This window comes from Ferruginibacter sp. SUN106, from assembly GCF_050611765.1.
Taxonomy (GTDB): domain Bacteria; phylum Bacteroidota; class Bacteroidia; order Chitinophagales; family Chitinophagaceae; genus Ferruginibacter.
Genome location: NZ_JBODJC010000004.1, coordinates 542,696 through 558,999 on the forward strand (window position 1 = coordinate 542,696; position 16,304 = coordinate 558,999).

Here is a 16,304-nt window from a genome sequence, read left to right on the forward strand (position 1 = left end):
CTAAATGAAAGCGCCGGCACTTTACTGCATACCATCCATCGTCCAGTGAAAATTTTTTTGTAAGGCGGGCAATTTTCTCCAGTTAATGGCCTTGCCAATTAATTTGATCGGTTTGTCATTAGTAAGATATTCCAGCGTTAAAATACTGTCAGCGGTTTGGTAAGTATAGGAGAGAACTGTTTGTTTAAACTCGTAGTCAGTAATAGTTAATGTGGTATCTGCTTTGTCGTAACTGAGTTTGTAATCCTTCATAATATCTCCCTGGTCCTGGAAGATAATATAACTGCCACGATGAATGAAAAAACGTTTTACCGGAGACAGAGACGAAGCAAGCGTATCTTTTCCCTCAATGATATTTCTTACTTCATAAGCACCATGCAGGTAAGGTCTCGGTGTTTTATCGCCATTAAAATTTCCTGCCATTACAAAAGGATAAAAAACTTCCAGCACAATAAGGCCAATGGCTAACCATTGTAAAAATGCAATAGCAAATGTTTTTTTGAATACTGTTGTTTGCCCGGTTGCAGGTAATGCAGTAATGTTTTTTTGCAACAGCAATTGATAAAGCCTCTTACCAAAAGGATGCAAAAGATAGATATCCAGGAATAATAAAAACGAGGAATACAATTTAACAGAAATATCAAAGCTGAAATTTACCGCTACTACATTTACCAATATGCCTGATGATAATAGTAAACCGATTAATCTTGTTCGTTTAATTAAAATTAAAACTCCGCCCAGTATTTCCAATGATCCAAGAAAAATATTATAAGTGTAAGAAGTGCCCATAGTACTCCAGTACAAAATATCTTTTTGTAGTTGCCCCATTGGAGTGTATAAAGTATTAGGCTCTGGAGTATAGAATTGATTTTTAAAGATTTTATCTGCACCGTATTTTAACAACTGTAATGCCAGGTAATAAATAAAGAGCTGGTATAAAATGCGGAATATTTTCTCACTGTACAATTGCCATTTTTTTATACTACTCAGTATTAAAACTATAATAACAGCTACTGCAAAAAGTATCAGCAACAATATGTACATCGAAATACTGTCGGAATAAATTGTTGTGTTGGAAAGAGCTTTTCCAAAAAGAACTTTAGCTGTAATACCGATCAGTTTACCAAAAATAAAATCAGTAACCTGTAATTGAAGTGTTGTAATATTAAATGGAAAAGGAATAAAGAGTACGCCAAGCAATGTAAAAAGGGCAGCTACGCTTTTAGTTATACTGCCCTTCATGCAACAGTTAATTGATCAGCAATGCCATCACTTTTTTTATTACGGTAACCGGCATATTTCCACGATAACCAGCCGCCAAGCAAGGCCAGTAAAAAAATACCGGCAAGTGCTTTTACCATTTGCATATCAAAAGGAGAATTGTCGTTATTGTTTGTTATAACAGGGGTGATATTATTTTCTTTCGGTTTTTTATTGGTATTATCAACAGGTTTAGTAACTGTCTTTTCTTTTACGGTTTTCTTCTTATTGTCATACCCTACAAACACTGCATTGTTAATAGGGTAATCGTAACGGCCGGTCTTTTTCAAAACTGTCTTAATGCTGTCTAATGCATGTTTTTTTGAAAACAAAGGATCATTAAAGAGTGAATCTTTATAGCTTCTGATAAATTTTGCAGAATCTTTAGGTTCATTAAACCGGCGGTTATAAAACCTGTACACGATTACGGAAACTTCTTCGGAAACATAAATAACACTATCCAGGCGATAAGTTTTTATACTTGATGGGAGCCCAAAATTTGATTCTTCATTACTGAATAAACCATGCTCCAAAGCAATACTGAAATTATTCATATTGCCACTATGGCTTTTAAAAGCAATGGCCTTTGTTTGTGCAAAAGAAGAAGTAGTGAGTATACTCAGCAGCACAATAAAAATTAGTTTCATGACTGGTAAAGTTTTGGAACGCTTTAAAGATAATTATTTTTTCTCCGGGTTCAGCCATAGCACAATGTTAAAATTCAGGTATTTTGTTTAGATCATACATTAAACGGATGTAAACTTTTACTTAATTTTAAAATACTACAAACTATACATCATGGAAAATGCTTCTCATCCAACATTTGGTAATGGCAAGATCTGTTATATCGAATTACCCTCAAAAGACATCAATGAATCCGCTACTTTTTACCACCAGGTTTTTAACTGGCAGATAAGGAAAAATGATGATGGTACTGCTTCGTTTGATGATGCCGTTACGGAAGTAAGCGGTACCTGGAGAACAGACAGGAAGCCGGTAAACGAATTGGGCATCATGATCCATATTATGGTGTATGATATCGATGCAACTATTGCGCTCATCAATGAAAATGGCGGAGAAATAATACAGCCGGTTGATAAGGCAGCTCGTGAAATAACAGCCAGCTTCAGCGATCCCACAGGAAACGTATTGGGCTTGTACCAGCATGGTGGCAGGTAATTTTTAACCATAATAATACCTGCTGATTAGTTGTAATTATTACCTTTTTTATTTTATCTTACTGTTCCTTATCAATATCCCACACATTAAACTACTAAACTTATAATTGCCATGAAGAAATTAATGCTCTTCTCCTGTATTGCTGTTTTTATTGTATTGAGTGCAACAGCGCAAATTGATGCCGGTTTATTTCGTTACCCGGACGTATCAAAAACACAGATCGTTTTTTCTTATGGCAATGATATCTGGATCATGCCCAAAGAGGGTGGCACTGCCGAAAAATTAAGTTCACCTGCAGGCGTGGAGATCTATCCTAAATTTTCGCCTGATGGTAATGCTATTGCCTTTACCGGTAATTACGATGGCAATAAAGATGTGTATGTGATTCCAGCTAAAGGCGGCGTGCCGGCACGATTAACAGCACATGGTTTTCCCGACAGAGTAGTAGACTGGACACCCGATGGCAAAAGAGTTCTATTTGCTTCAGGGCGTGAAAGTGGCAGAGACCGCTTCAATCAGTTTTATACAGTAGCAGCTAATGGCGGCCCTGCAGAAAAATTACCTTTTGCTTATGCGGAACTTGGTTCTTATTCTCCTGATGGCAAACAAATGGCGCTTACTTTTATCACACAATCTAACCGCAACTGGAAACGCTATCGTGGCGGATGGAAAGCGGGTATTCATATTTTTAATTTTGCCAGCAATACCTCACAGAATATTTCCGCTGCCGAAGTTGCAGGAAACGAATTTCCGATGTGGCATGCTGATGATATTTATTTTATTTCAGATCGTGGAGCAGAATTAAGAATGAATTTGTGGAAGTATTCAGTTAGCAGTAAAAAATTTGAACAGCTTACCAATTTTAAAGATTATGATATTCATTTTCCTTCTGCAGGACCTGATGATATTGTATTTGAACAGGCAGGAAAATTGTTTCTTTTTTCTTTTGCCACACAACAGGCAAAAACTATTGCTGTAAATGTGGTAACAGATAAAGCAGCATTAAAATCTAAATCTGTTTCCGTTGCAGGTTTTGTACAGCATGTTGATATCAGCCCCGATGGTAACAGGGTTTTGGTAGAGGCAAGAGGAGATATTTTTTCTGTACCTGCTGAAAATGGTTTTGTAAAAAACATTACCCATTCCACCGATGCCAATGAACGTTATCCTTCATGGTCGCCCGATGGAAAAACAATTGCTTACTGGAGTGATCAGTCAGGAGAAAATGAATTGTGGTTAGCACAACCTGGCAAAGATGAGGCGCCCAAAAAAGTAACCAGTTATAACGTTGGGTTCAGGTATAATTTATCATGGTCGCCCAATAGTAAAAAACTAATTTTTATTGACCAGGCTATGAAAATAAAAATCTTTGATGTGGCAACCGGCAGTACAACAGATGTTGACCAGGCATTGCGTTTTATGCATGGTGGCTGCGAAGGTTTTAAAGGAAGCTGGTCGCCGGACAGCCGTTGGTTTACTTACACCCGTGATCTTAATAATTATCACAATGCAGTGTACATCTATGATACGCAGAATAAAAAAACGCAACAGGTTACTGATGGCTTTTACAATTGCGGCAATGCGGTGTTTGATACTGAAGGGAAATATTTATACCTCACCACCAATCAATCTTATTCGCCTTATTACAGCGATATTGATAATTCATTTATTTATGGTAATTCCACACAAATCGCAGTTATTACTTTAAAGAAAGCTACAGCCTCTTTATTGTATGCAAAAAATGATACGGTAGCATATAAAGCAGATGAAATGCCTGCAGAAAAAAAGAAAGATACTGCTGCAAAGAAACCTGCAGCCAATACAGTAGAAATAGATTTTGATGGAATACAAAAAAGAATGGTGATGCTGCCGCTGGCGGCAGGTAATTATGGCAACCTCAGTTCTGTAAAAGGGAAGATAGTGTACATGAAGTATCCTAACATGGGTAGTGGCGATGATGCTAAAGCGGCCATTAAATTTTTTGATATTGAAGGCAGAGAAGAAAAAAATATTTTGGACAATGCGGATGGTTATATCCTCTGTGCTAATACCGATAAATTGCTGGCTATGCGTGGCAATGCAATGGCAGTGATAAAACCACAGGAAGGACAAAAATTCGACAAGCCTTTACGGTTGAATGAAATGGAAATGACAGTAGACCCGATGGCAGAATGGAAAGAATTATTTACCGATGCATGGCGTATGGAACGGGATTATTTTTATGATCCTAATATGCATGGCGTAAACTGGAATTTGGTAAAGGAACGTTATTTAAAAATGATTGAAGGGGCATTGACACGTGAAGAAGTGAATTTTATCATAGGAGAAATGATCGGTGAATTAAATGCATCGCACACTTACAAAGGCGGTGGTGATGAAGAAAGAGAAACCAATAAAAGCGTAGGTTATCTTGGTGTAGATTGGCAGGCCGCAGGAAATTATTATAAAGTAAAAACGATCATACGTGGTGCGGCATGGGATGTTAAAGAACGTTCACCATTAGATGAACCGGGTATCGATATCAAGGAAGGTAGTTATATACTGGCAGTAAACGGCAAGCCCATTACCACAGACCAGGAACCGTATGCTTTCTTCCAGGGTTTAGCCAAAAAAACGGTTGAACTAACGTATAACAGTAGCCCAAATTTTAACGGTGCCAAAACTGCAGTGGTACAAACGATGGATAATGAATACAACCTTCGTTATTTAGCATGGGTGGAAGCTAACCGCAAACGTGTGGATGAAGCAACTAATGGCGAAGCCGGTTATATTTATGTACCAAGCACTGGCACTGATGGGCAGGAAGAACTTACACGACAGTTTAACGCACAATGGGATAAAAAAGCATTGGTGATTGATGAACGCTTTAATAGCGGCGGACAAATTCCTGATCGTTTTATAGAAATGCTTAACCGTACACCGTTGGCATATTGGGCTACACGTGATGGCGCTGCATGGCCATGGCCGCCTTACGCACACTTCGGGCCTAAGGTAATGCTCATTAATGGCTGGAGTGGTTCCGGTGGTGATGCCTTTCCTGATTATTTTAGAAAGAAAGGTTTAGGCCCGTTGATTGGTGCAAGAACATGGGGCGGACTGATCGGTATCAGCGGTATGCCTTCTTTAGTTGATGGAGGAAGTATTACAGCACCATCTTTCAGGATGTATAACCAGGATGGTACCTGGTTTAAAGAAGGGCACGGTGTTGATCCGGATATTGCTGTTGATGAAGACCTGGGTTTGATGAGCAAGGGTACCGATCCGCAACTGGAACGTGCCATCACTGAAATAAAAGCAGCTTTAAAAAACAAAGGCTACAGTGCGCCCAAACAACCGGCCTACGAAAAAAGAAATTGATTATAAAACATGAGTGATCATATACGTTTAAGGATAGTCTTTGCCATGTTGTTTGTTGCCACTGCATTTTCTTTAAATGCACAAACAATACTTGTAAAAACAATCTATTTTAAACCCGGTAGCTTTTCTATTGACAAAAAATATTTTCCCATGCTTGATCATGTTGCAAGGCAACTCGGTTCTGATTCAATGGGCTTTTTAAAAGTTTTTGGTTTTGCCGATACTAAGGGAAAAGAAGATGATAATGATGAACTTTCGTCTGAAAGAGCAAATGCGGTATATGATTATTTAGCCAACCATGCAGTATTCGACACTACACGTGTATATGTCGGTTGGATAGGGGAGTCTGCAGATGCATACGATCTGCATTTTCCGCAGGCTCATATACAACAACGCTGTGTGGATATTTACATCCAGTTCTGGCGTAAAAAAGAATGACTGTTATACAAAACCTGCTAATTATTAATTATTACTAAGCATAAATCTGTAGCATGAAATATTTAAAATACATTCCTGTTTTTTTATTGTGTATGGCTTTTGCATACCCGAAAGATACCGATTGCAAAAAACTATTTACCGGTAAATGGAAATATAAAAATATCGATCCGAAGAATTTATTTGTAGTGCGAACATTGCAAAAACAAAGGGAATATGTAGATAGCGGTAAACATTTTTACGAATTTAAGATACATTGGATTGATAAATGCAGTTACCATTTAATTTACGTGGGCACTACCAGTGCTCATCCGGCATCAATAAAAGCAGGAGATTCTTTATTAGTGGAAATATTAAATATAGATAAAACAAAAATGACATACAGAACTACCGTAAGCAATGGTGCACAGGATAATGATGAAATGGAAAAAATGCGATGATAAATTTTATTTTTTATAACTAATCAGGAAAAATTGAGCTTGCATGAAAAGTAAAAGTAATAATGTATTCTTTGCAGCTATACTATTTTTTGTTTTGCTCTCCTGCAATTCACATAATAACACAGGATACAAAAACTGGTCGGTATATGGCGGTAATAAAGAAAACAACCGCTACTCAGCATTAACACAAATTGATACCAATAATGTTACGCAACTACAGGTGGCCTGGCAATACCATGCCGGAGATGCTGATAAGATGACACAGCTGCAGGTGAACCCGGTTATTATAGATAATATGCTGTATGGTGTTTCTCCTAAATTAAAACTCTTTGCATTGGATGCCGTCACCGGAAAAGAAAAATGGGTATTTAATCCTGCAGATGATATTAATAAAGATGTAAAAGGTGCCGGGTATTTTATGATGAATGTATGCCGTGGGGTAACCTATTATTCAGGAGGAGAAAACGATAAACGTATTTTTTATGCTGCAGGGCCCAGTCTTTTTTGTGTTGATGCAGTAACAGGTAAGGCAATAACTTCTTTTGGCAATAATGGAAAAATAGATCTGCACAATGATCTTGGTGTAAATGCAAATGATCTCTATGTGTCTTGTACCACTCCCGGAATTATTTATAAAGATGAAATTATTATTGGTTGCCGTGTAGCAGAGGAAATGCCTGCAGCACCGGGGCATATAAGAGCATACGATGTGCATACAGGTAAATTGCGCTGGATATTCCATACTATTCCGCAGCCTGGTGAAGCAGGTTTTGAAACCTGGGAAAATAAGGAGGCTTATAAACATGTAGGCGGTGCCAATTCCTGGGGAGGCTTTAGCCTGGATGAAGAACGAGGTATTGTATTTGCACCATTGGGTTCTGCCGTATATGATTTTTACGGTGGCAAAAGATTGGGGCAAAACTTATATGCCAATTCATTAGTGGCGTTAGATGCGGTAACGGGTAAACGCATCTGGCATTTTCAAACAGTGCATCACGATATATGGGATCGTGACCTGCCAACGGCACCTTCATTGGTTACCATTACAAAAGATGGTAAAAAGATTGATGCAGTAGCACAACCTACCAAGAGTGGTTTTATTTTTATTTTTGACAGGGTAACTGGCCAGCCTGTTTTTCCAATTGAAGAAAGAAATGTACCTGTTGTATCGGAACTCATTGGCGAAAAACCAAATCCTACACAACCATTCCCTACTTTACCTGCACCCTTTGTACGACAATCTTTAACAGAAAAAGATTTGAATACACTCGTGCCTGATTCTTCTTACCAGGATATTAAAAAAAGATTATCGGGTTATTCAACCGGTGTGATGTTTAATCCGCCTACAAAACGGGGCACTGTAATTTTTCCGGGCTATGATGGAGGTGCAGAATGGAGCGGTCCTGCGGTAGATCCGGCAACAGGCATTATGTATGTTAATGCCAACGAAATGCCATGGATACTCACCATGGTGGATATTAAAGACAAACCATTAACAGCTGAAAACAACCTGCTGGCAGGGCAACGTTTGTATACTTCCAAATGTATGGCTTGTCATGGTACCGAAAAGCAGGGGAGTGGTAATTATCCGCCCTTAACTGATGCCTCCAAAAAATATACTGAAGAACAGTTTACGCAATTGATTAGTACAGGCAGAAGAATGATGCCGGCTTTTAATCAGCTTGCAACAAGCGAAAAGAAAGCGCTGGCTGTATTTATACTGGACATTAAAAGTGAACAAAATAAAAAATTTATTGCACCACTAATACCCGATGATGGATGGAATAAAATGCCTTACAGCGGCACAGGCTATAATAAATTTTTAACTAAAGAAGGATATCCTGCTGTGCTACCACCATGGGGTACACTAAATGCTATTAACTTAAATACCGGGCAGTTGGTTTGGAAAGATACATTGGGTGATTACCCGGAATTAAAAGCAAAAGGGTTACACACCGGTACAGAAAATTACGGCGGCCCCGCTGTAACTGCAGGCGGACTGGTTTTTATTGCAGCCACCAGCGATGCTAAAATGAGGGCATTTAATAAACGAACCGGTACATTATTGTGGGAGTTTCCGTTGCCGGCTTGTGGCTTTGCCACGCCTGCTGTTTACGAAGTAAATGGTAAACAATTTTTAGTGATTGCCTGCGGCGGCGGAAAACTCGGAAAACCTTCGGCAGACGTGTATGTTGCGTTTGGATTGCCGGATAAAAAATAAACGTATAACTTAGCAGCAATAAATCCGTACCTCATCAGCTTATGAACATTTCATTAAAATTCAGCGCCAGGTATTTTATTTTAGCCATACTGTTATTGGTAACGGAAATACTGATTGCAGTATACGTTCATGATGCAATTATACGGCCTTATATCGGCGACCTGCTGGTTGTTATTCTTATTTATTGCACCGTAAAAGCATTTATAAATTCCCCGGTTTTAAAAACGGCTATTGCTGTACTGTTGTTTTCTTTTTTAATTGAAACACTGCAATATTTTAAAATTGTGGAAGTATTAGGCCTGCAGCATTCAAAACTGGCGAGAGTTATTATCGGTACTTCATTTGAATGGGTTGATATAGCCGCATATATAGCCGGGGTGTTGGTTGTACTGTTTGCAGAAAAACTGGCAGGAAATCTAAAATAACCGGTCAATCATAAATCATATTAAATTTTATTGTGTAAATTGAATGCAATTCGCATCTTCATCAATAAACTGTTTTATGAAAAAAAATATTCTACTACTCTTCTCCTGTCTTTCCTTTGTTTTAGGTTTTGCCCAATCAGAAAAAGCTAAGGCCCTGGTAAATGAAGGCATTGTATTGCACGATAAAGGCGAGTACGACAATGCCATAAAAAAATATGATGCTGCCATTGCAGAAGATGCAAATTATATAGATGCGTATTATGAAAAAACATTTTCCCTGTACTCCATGAAAAAATATGACGAGTGCATCGAACTTTCCAAACAAGTCATTAAACAATTTCCTGATAATCCGCTGTTAAAAGCAGTGTATGTGCAGTATGGTAGTTCATTGGATGACCAGGGGAAATCAGCAGATGCTATTAAAATTTATAACGAAGGGTTGAAAAAATTCCCGGGATACTTTCTGTTGAATTTTAATAAGGGCATCACTTACAGTATCATGAATGATGCTGACAAAGCCTATGAAAGTTACCAGGAGGCCCTGGTATCAAATCCATTTCATGCGTCGAGTTATTACCGTGTGGGTGAATTATTAAAATCAACCAATCATATTCCGGCAATGATGGCCTGTATTATGCAACTGATTGTTGAGCCTGAAACAGACAGGGCTGCTACCAGCTTTGCTACTTTAAAAGAACTGATGTTTGGCAGCGTAAAAAAGACAGGCGATAACAGCATTACCATTACCATGGACGCCGGAATGCTGGATACAAAAAAATCAAAAAAGAAACCAGATAATTTCGGTATGCAGGAAATGATCTTTAATATGTCTGCAGCATTGGACAAAGATTCTGTAATGAATACCATTACTAAAACTGAAATTGAAAAATTTGACCTGAGATTGCAGTTATTGATCAGTAGTTTGAATGATAATGAAAAAGGGTTTTTCAGCGAACGGTATGTACCTTTCTTTAAAAGCATGAAAGAAAATAAATACACCATGATCGTAAGCCGGTTGGTATTTGCCCATACAGGGGAAGAGCGAAATAAAATATGGCTTACCGCTAACACCGGTAAAACCGACGAATTTTACGATTGGCTGAAAGCTTATAAATGGCCTGCGAAATAACGGAATTTTTTTGTGGCAGGTGAATGTACTATACCAGTCATAATAATCAACCACACTCATTGGTTTTCTTCTATACATTTGTATTAATTGCAGTGGTACTGGTTTCAGCTTTATTTAAAAATATACAAGATGAAAAATTTATCCCGCCGTTCTTTTTTACAAAATGTAAGTATGGGTGCAGGTGGTGTTGCTGTGGCAGCATCATTGCCATCTTTTATGATGCCTCCTGCAAATGATGCAGGCAAAAAATTAAATATTGCTATTTGCGGTTTGGGGCGCTACGGCAATTACCTGGCCGAAGGCATAGCTGTTTCTCAATATTGTAAAGTAGCAGGCATAATAACCGGCACACCAGCTAAAGCAGCTGAATGGAAAACAAAATATAATATCCCCGAAAAAAATATTTACAACTACCAGAATTTTGATGAGATAAAAAATAATAAAGACATTGATTTAGTGTATGTGGTATTGCCCAACGCTATGCATAAAGAATATACCATCCGTGCTGCAAAAGCAGGCAAGCATGTGATTGTAGAAAAACCCATGGCGATTACACCTGCCGATTGCAGGGAAATGATTGATGCCTGTAAAACTGCAGGCGTGCAATTAGCAGTGGGGTACCGGTTGCATTACGAACCGTATAATTTAGAAATGAAAAGATTGGGGCAGGAAAAGGTTTTCGGGCAGGTGCGTTTAATTGAAGCATCGCTTGGTTATAAAACCAGTGACCCAACAGAATGGCGGTTGAATAAAGCATTGGCAGGCGGTGGCCCTTTAATGAACGTAGGTATTTATTGTGTGCAAAGCAGCCGTTATGTAACAGGCGAAGAACCGATTTCGGTAACTGCACAGTTTGGCCCTATCACCGATAAAAAATTATTTGCCGAAGTAGAAGCATCCATTGCATGGCAACTGGAATTTCCCGGTGGCGCTTTCAGTAATTGCACCAGCACTTATAATTGCGGTATCGACAGATTTTTTGCATCCGCAGATGAAGGTACTTTTGAACTGAGTCCTGGTATTAGTTACGGCCCTTTCAAAGGCAAGACAAGTAAGGCTGAATTGAATTTTCCGGAGATCAACCAGCAGGCTGCACAATGCGATGGCATTGCAAAAATAATATTAGACAATAAACAATTGCCCGAACACATCAATGGCGAAGAAGGTTTTAAAGACATGAAAGTATTGCAGGCTATTTATGAAGCGGCAAGAACGGGGAAGAAAATTTCGTTGGTGTAAATTGCTTCTTATTATATAAAAAAATTATCGCCGGATTAATAATAGCAGATACTTTTAGTGCAAGTTAAATTTTCAGGTAGTCTGTTTTCTTGCCCGCCATTTGGTTAGTACATAATTGCCTGGCAGCCATATAACCAACGCTGTTAAAAAACAAAAAACAATATCAATACACAAGTTCCAAAAGTTTATCTCCGATGGGTTGGGTGGGCAGGGGTCGCACATGCCACTGAATTTTTGGTAAAACGTTACAGGAAAACCATAAGTATCATTGCCATCAAATGGCGTTTCAATTGTAGCAGCAGCCATCGTGGAAACTACAAAAACAATAATCGTTAATGCCAATATGGTGAAATATTTTTTCATTATTGTGCCTGATTTATATTTCCTTTTACTTCATCATCACTTTTTACTGTAAATTTTACTGCCGGTTTATTCTTCACCAGGTAATCAGCAAAAGCATAATAACAACTGCTGGAAACTTTTATATCTAACGCATTGGTACTATCCCAGCGAATATCATTGAAGCAATCAAAATCGTATCTGGAAATATAGAAATTGCCATACTTAGGAATACTGTCGCCTTTATTGATGACTGAAATGTTCAACAGGTTATAATGATAACGTTCAGATGGTTTTATATAGCGATACACCAGCAGTTCAGATAAATTATCGGGTGATGTTTCCCTGGAAATAATTTTTCGCTGGTATGAAGTATCAATCGGATCCCGTTGAATAATTTTAATAGCAATACCATTAACTAAAGTGTCTTTCAATTTTGATTTTCCTTCGCTGATAAAGTCAGAATATTTTTCTTCCACTATAACCGTGTCATTGCCTTTCCAATAGACCTTGTCAAAATCTAAACTGGTTAATGAATAGTGAGCAGCCTTTAACGAATCTGTTTTGTGAAGTACAGCAGTAAGCGAAACACGGCCACCATCCCATGCCCCTTGCTCATAGCGGTAAGTCAATAAATATTTTGAGCTATCAGGACAAAATACTTTTGATAGCTCCGTATATTTTCCCGGTGAGTCGCTACCATTGGTAAGGTCGAGGCATCCGGTGGCAAGCACCAGTAAAGAAGAGTACAATAAAAACAGAAGGCGTTTCATTTTATTAACGGGCATATTTACAATGGTAAAATTTTACAGTATCAAATTTTTCTTCTGCTATCTCTTGTAGTTTTGGTTGTATCAATACATTCACTTGTTGCCAGTATGCTTCATTGTCATTCCAGAAAACAGTATCAACTTTTAATACACTGTGTAAAAGATCACCTTCATACAGATCACCTTCTGCAAACAGATTTTCTTTTAACTGCTCTATGGCAAGTGGTATCAGGTAAGGCAATCCGATTTGTTGCCCGATCATGCTACGAAGGTCTTCAATAGTAAATGTATCTAAAGGCTTTCTTCTTAACTGCAAACATCTTTTTACGAGGCCCGTGGGTGCTTCATCGGGGTCGCCCCAGTTTTTATTTTCTAAGGTTTCCAGTGTTTTTTGTTGCCAGTTGTGGGGGAGGTTCATTTCTTAATATCGGGTAGAGTTTTTTGTATTTTTATATAACTTTTAATAAGGGGTTATTTTTTAGACATTTCATATTGGGAGCATGCCTATTGTAAGTGTGTCCTGAGAAATCTTTCATACTTATTAATTTCATCTTTGTCGTTAATATCAGATTTAGGACTTAAGCCATCCCAATCAATGGTATGTCTTTTTATCAAGTTATTATTGATTGCAAGTGTATCGATTTCTTTCCCAAGCTGAATTACTGTTTTAAATTTATAGCTCCAAATGACCGTATGAATTGTCGGATCTGGCAAATAATATACTACCATAAAGGTTTGTAATTTAAGAGAATCACCATCATGCTGAACATTTGTTCCGCTTGTCGATTCAGAATAGAAATTATTCCCTACTTTATAAATGTATTTATAGTAACGACTTGACTTTATAGTAAATGTCTCATAAACATTAGCAATTGTCAATCTTCGTTCTTTGCTACTTAATTTATCATACCATTTATTACACCGAAAGTATCCGACAACTAGAATAACGATAACTGCAATAAATGGTAGAAATTCTCTTTTTAATTTAGGCATACTTCATAAAGGCTTATAGGCAACGTTCGGGGCTTAGCGAAGTTGGGGTTTTGGAAAACGTTCCCCCGGACGTCTTCTAAATTTACAATTAAAAGTCGATGTTTGATTTAATGTCTGGTGATGTTGTGTCTGCCTGAGCCAATAATGATAATGATAAAATGCTGAAGCTAAATTTGTCCAGCCCCAATTTTGCTAAACCACCTGTTGTATGCGGTTTTTTGGTTACTTGTCTTTTTTTCTATTTATAACTGCTATTGACTTATTATCCATGTTTACGATAATACTATCTCCATTATTAAATTGTCTATTTGCAAGTAAAGCGTTGAGCTCATTGTAGGCACCATCAACATTAACTCTACAGGGATTGGCTGAGTCGCATCTAAACCACATGAAGGCATTGTTTGGGATGTAAAAGGTTTGACTAAACACATTTGGCAGCCCACCAGATATATAAATATTAGCAATAGCCGGTTTATATTGAGTAGACATAAAATTTATATAAAAGCGGGAAGAGTCAATGCTTTGTTGCTTAGAAGTTTGCGAAAATAAATTTTGATAACAAAGTATTACAAAAACTAAGAAATATTTTTTCATATACAGGGATTTCAAGGCTAATTAATCAAAAAAAATTGTGATTGGTCTAGCAAACTGCGTGCAACTATTGTATTTACGCAACTCTTGTTCACTAATCATTTGACAGCTTAATCAAAAATGAACAAATCCTCACCAACACAAAGCTATATTCATTAATTCATCAAAGTAGATAAAAAAATTGGAAATCATCGCAGTAACCCGCTTTAATTTCCAATCAATATCTTGCGCAAAAAATCATAAATCCAACATCACAAATCCAAAATCATTTATATGCTGCGGTGTACATCAAAGTTCTCCAGCTCTTTGCTCACTGCATTTAAGAAGGTACTTCCCAATGCACCATCAATAATTCTATGGTCGTAACTGAGAGAAATGTACATCATATGGCGGATAGCAATACTGTCGCCTTGCGGTGTTTCAATAACCATGGGGCGTTTTTTAATGGCACCTACGGCCATAATGGCTACCTGCGGTTGATTGATGATGGGGGTACCCATAATGCTTCCGAATGTACCTACATTGGTTAAAGTAAAAGTGCCACCGGTGGTATCATCAGGTTTTAATTTGTTGTTACGGGCAGCATTGGCAAGGCCATTCACCTGTTTGGTAAGGCCGGTTAAATTTAACTGGTCGGCATTTTTTATTACCGGTACAATCAGGTTGCCACTGGGCAGGGCAGTAGCCATACCAATGTTAAGGTCTTTTTTAATGATGATCTTATCGCCATCCACACTGCTGCTGAGCATGGGGTATTTTTTAATACACTTTACAATAGCTTCTATAAATAATGGTGTGAAAGTAATTTTTTCGCCTTCTCTTTTTTCAAAATCCTTCTTCACTTTTTCTCTCCACATTACCAGGCCGGTAACATCACATTCTGCAAAGCTGGTTACATGAGCACTGGTATGCTTGCTGTCCGTCATATGCTTGCTGATGAGCTTACGCATGCGGTCCATTTCAATAATTTCTACATTACCGTTATACACAGTGGGTGGTTGAAATGCAGGTTGATCGTTGGTAGCGGGTCGTTGTTGGTTGTTCGTTACTGGTTGGTTGTTGTTTGTTGGCAGAACCGTAACTTCCTGCGAAGGCTGACTTGCAGCTTGTGGCTTGTAGCTTCCACTTCCTCTTCCTGCCACGTACGCTAAAATATCTTTTTTGCTCACCCTGCCTTCCTGGCCCGTACCAGGAATATTTTCCAATTCCGTCATGCTGATACCTTCCTGCTGTGCAATATTCAATACTAAAGGAGAATAGAATTTTATTTTGTTATCACTGCTTTGTCCGTTGCCTGTTGCAGGCATGGTGTTAGCAGGCACAAAGGGAATTTCTTCCACCAGTTTAGCTTCTTCGTATTGCGGCTGTGTTACAGGTGCTGCTGGCTGCGTAGCAGACACTGCTGCATTGGCGCCCACACGTATGGTGGCAATTACGGTACCAATGGGCACCACATCATTTTCATTAAATAAAATGGTTTCAATTACACCTTCGGCAGTAGAGGGAACCTCACTATCCACTTTATCAGTGGCAATGTCTAAAACAGTCTCGTCCTGCTTTACCGTGTCACCGGGTTTTTTGTGCCACTTTAAAATGGTGGCTTCCATAATGCTTTCGCCAAGCTTTGGCATAATTAAATCTACTACACTCATAAAATGGTTTAAGTGTTAACAATCGTTGTTCTGGCAAGGGCAAAAGTAAGCAAAAATGGTTTGCCACGAATGACACAAATTTACACGAATAAAACGCAGGAGAAGTTAGCCACAGATTACACGGATAAAATGGGAGGCAGGGTTGCTGCTAAGCAGCAAGAGTTAGCCACAGATTACACAAATTACACAGAAAAGACGGGGAATATTTTATCCTACTTACACTCCTTCTTATTTTAATAATTCAAAAAGATTAGCCAAAATGTAGAATAATAAT

Annotated in this window: 16 protein-coding genes; 8 read left to right on the forward strand and 8 right to left on the reverse strand. The window is 38.2% G+C overall.

The genetic code is table 11. The features are described from left to right. Positions 1-21: 21 nt before the first annotated feature. The gene (locus ACQ334_RS18415) at positions 22-1,242 is read right to left on the reverse strand and encodes a hypothetical protein (RefSeq protein ID WP_430989725.1); all 1,221 of its coding nucleotides are present in this window, start codon (positions 1,240-1,242) and stop codon (positions 22-24) included. Next, a complete protein-coding gene (locus ACQ334_RS18420; RefSeq protein ID WP_430989726.1) occupies positions 1,239-1,907 on the reverse strand; it encodes a hypothetical protein in 669 nt (222 codons plus the stop codon). The genes ACQ334_RS18415 and ACQ334_RS18420 overlap by 4 nt, the downstream gene beginning before the upstream one ends. 151 nt (positions 1,908-2,058) lie before the next feature. Between ACQ334_RS18420 and ACQ334_RS18425 the strand changes: the two genes are divergently transcribed. From ACQ334_RS18425 to ACQ334_RS18460, 8 genes are all read left to right on the forward strand, one after another. Beyond that, positions 2,059-2,439: a VOC family protein gene (locus ACQ334_RS18425; protein WP_430989727.1), complete on the forward strand. Its 381-nt coding sequence runs from the start codon at positions 2,059-2,061 to the stop codon at positions 2,437-2,439. Positions 2,440-2,550: 111 nt separating this feature from the next. After that, entirely contained in the window at positions 2,551-5,796 is a 3,246-nt protein-coding gene (locus tag ACQ334_RS18430; RefSeq protein WP_430989728.1) for a S41 family peptidase, read from the forward strand. A 9-nt stretch (positions 5,797-5,805) separates the two neighbouring features. Beyond that, positions 5,806-6,234 carry an OmpA family protein gene (locus tag ACQ334_RS18435; RefSeq protein WP_430989729.1) on the forward strand — a complete coding sequence of 143 codons (429 nt, stop codon included), beginning with the start codon at positions 5,806-5,808 and terminating at the stop codon, positions 6,232-6,234. Positions 6,235-6,287: 53 nt separating this feature from the next. After that, positions 6,288-6,671 (forward strand): hypothetical protein, encoded by a 384-nt coding sequence (locus ACQ334_RS18440; protein ID WP_430989730.1) that lies wholly within the window; start codon positions 6,288-6,290, stop codon positions 6,669-6,671. Positions 6,672-6,714: 43 nt separating this feature from the next. Then, positions 6,715-8,892, forward strand: coding sequence for a PQQ-binding-like beta-propeller repeat protein (locus ACQ334_RS18445; protein WP_430989731.1), 2,178 nt, complete (start codon positions 6,715-6,717; stop codon positions 8,890-8,892). A gap of 41 nt (positions 8,893-8,933) precedes the next feature. Next, the gene (locus tag ACQ334_RS18450; protein ID WP_430989732.1) at positions 8,934-9,317 is read left to right on the forward strand and encodes a DUF2809 domain-containing protein; all 384 of its coding nucleotides are present in this window, start codon (positions 8,934-8,936) and stop codon (positions 9,315-9,317) included. A 76-nt stretch (positions 9,318-9,393) separates the two neighbouring features. Next, complete coding sequence (locus ACQ334_RS18455; protein ID WP_430989733.1) at positions 9,394-10,446, forward strand: tetratricopeptide repeat protein; 1,053 nt, start codon at positions 9,394-9,396, stop codon at positions 10,444-10,446. Positions 10,447-10,575: 129 nt separating this feature from the next. Beyond that, on the forward strand, positions 10,576-11,685 hold the full coding sequence (locus ACQ334_RS18460; protein WP_430989734.1) for a Gfo/Idh/MocA family protein: 1,110 nt from the start codon (positions 10,576-10,578) through the stop codon (positions 11,683-11,685). Between the two features lie 72 nt (positions 11,686-11,757). On the opposite strand, the gene ACQ334_RS18465 is transcribed toward ACQ334_RS18460, so the two are convergent. The 6 genes from ACQ334_RS18465 to ACQ334_RS18490 all read right to left on the reverse strand — a co-directional run bounded on the left by ACQ334_RS18465 (position 11,758) and on the right by ACQ334_RS18490 (position 16,030). Beyond that, positions 11,758-12,048: a hypothetical protein gene (locus tag ACQ334_RS18465; RefSeq protein WP_430989735.1), complete on the reverse strand. Its 291-nt coding sequence runs from the start codon at positions 12,046-12,048 to the stop codon at positions 11,758-11,760. Beyond that, positions 12,048-12,797 carry a hypothetical protein gene (locus tag ACQ334_RS18470; RefSeq protein WP_430989736.1) on the reverse strand — a complete coding sequence of 250 codons (750 nt, stop codon included), beginning with the start codon at positions 12,795-12,797 and terminating at the stop codon, positions 12,048-12,050. Before ACQ334_RS18470 ends, ACQ334_RS18465 begins: the two co-directional genes overlap by 1 nt. Before the next feature lie 4 nt (positions 12,798-12,801). Next, positions 12,802-13,212 carry a contact-dependent growth inhibition system immunity protein gene (locus tag ACQ334_RS18475; protein WP_430989737.1) on the reverse strand — a complete coding sequence of 137 codons (411 nt, stop codon included), beginning with the start codon at positions 13,210-13,212 and terminating at the stop codon, positions 12,802-12,804. An 86-nt stretch (positions 13,213-13,298) separates the two neighbouring features. Beyond that, positions 13,299-13,787 (reverse strand): hypothetical protein, encoded by a 489-nt coding sequence (locus tag ACQ334_RS18480; protein ID WP_430989738.1) that lies wholly within the window; start codon positions 13,785-13,787, stop codon positions 13,299-13,301. Between the two features lie 222 nt (positions 13,788-14,009). Then, positions 14,010-14,381 carry a hypothetical protein gene (locus ACQ334_RS18485; RefSeq protein ID WP_430989739.1) on the reverse strand — a complete coding sequence of 124 codons (372 nt, stop codon included), beginning with the start codon at positions 14,379-14,381 and terminating at the stop codon, positions 14,010-14,012. Positions 14,382-14,647: 266 nt separating this feature from the next. Further along, complete coding sequence (locus tag ACQ334_RS18490) at positions 14,648-16,030, reverse strand: dihydrolipoamide acetyltransferase family protein (RefSeq protein WP_430989740.1); 1,383 nt, start codon at positions 16,028-16,030, stop codon at positions 14,648-14,650. Positions 16,031-16,304: the final 274 nt, after the last annotated feature.

Bases quoted from the DNA above. Each gene is read 5' to 3' on its own strand.
- ACQ334_RS18480 (WP_430989738.1), bottom strand. From the start codon at position 13,787: ATGCCTAAATTAAAAAGAGAATTTCTACCATTTATTGCAGTTATCGTT.
- ACQ334_RS18415 (WP_430989725.1), bottom strand. From the start codon at position 1,242: ATGAAGGGCAGTATAACTAAAAGCGTAGCTGCCCTTTTTACATTGCTT.
- ACQ334_RS18470 (WP_430989736.1), bottom strand. From the start codon at position 12,797: ATGAAACGCCTTCTGTTTTTATTGTACTCTTCTTTACTGGTGCTTGCC.
- ACQ334_RS18455 (WP_430989733.1), top strand. From the start codon at position 9,394: ATGAAAAAAAATATTCTACTACTCTTCTCCTGTCTTTCCTTTGTTTTA.
- ACQ334_RS18445 (WP_430989731.1), top strand. From the start codon at position 6,715: ATGAAAAGTAAAAGTAATAATGTATTCTTTGCAGCTATACTATTTTTT.
- ACQ334_RS18490 (WP_430989740.1), bottom strand. From the start codon at position 16,030: ATGAGTGTAGTAGATTTAATTATGCCAAAGCTTGGCGAAAGCATTATG.
- ACQ334_RS18465 (WP_430989735.1), bottom strand. From the start codon at position 12,048: ATGAAAAAATATTTCACCATATTGGCATTAACGATTATTGTTTTTGTA.
- ACQ334_RS18475 (WP_430989737.1), bottom strand. From the start codon at position 13,212: ATGAACCTCCCCCACAACTGGCAACAAAAAACACTGGAAACCTTAGAA.
- ACQ334_RS18425 (WP_430989727.1), top strand. From the start codon at position 2,059: ATGGAAAATGCTTCTCATCCAACATTTGGTAATGGCAAGATCTGTTAT.
- ACQ334_RS18460 (WP_430989734.1), top strand. From the start codon at position 10,576: ATGAAAAATTTATCCCGCCGTTCTTTTTTACAAAATGTAAGTATGGGT.
- ACQ334_RS18435 (WP_430989729.1), top strand. From the start codon at position 5,806: ATGAGTGATCATATACGTTTAAGGATAGTCTTTGCCATGTTGTTTGTT.
- ACQ334_RS18420 (WP_430989726.1), bottom strand. From the start codon at position 1,907: ATGAAACTAATTTTTATTGTGCTGCTGAGTATACTCACTACTTCTTCT.
- ACQ334_RS18485 (WP_430989739.1), bottom strand. From the start codon at position 14,381: ATGAAAAAATATTTCTTAGTTTTTGTAATACTTTGTTATCAAAATTTA.
- ACQ334_RS18440 (WP_430989730.1), top strand. From the start codon at position 6,288: ATGAAATATTTAAAATACATTCCTGTTTTTTTATTGTGTATGGCTTTT.
- ACQ334_RS18450 (WP_430989732.1), top strand. From the start codon at position 8,934: ATGAACATTTCATTAAAATTCAGCGCCAGGTATTTTATTTTAGCCATA.
- ACQ334_RS18430 (WP_430989728.1), top strand. From the start codon at position 2,551: ATGAAGAAATTAATGCTCTTCTCCTGTATTGCTGTTTTTATTGTATTG.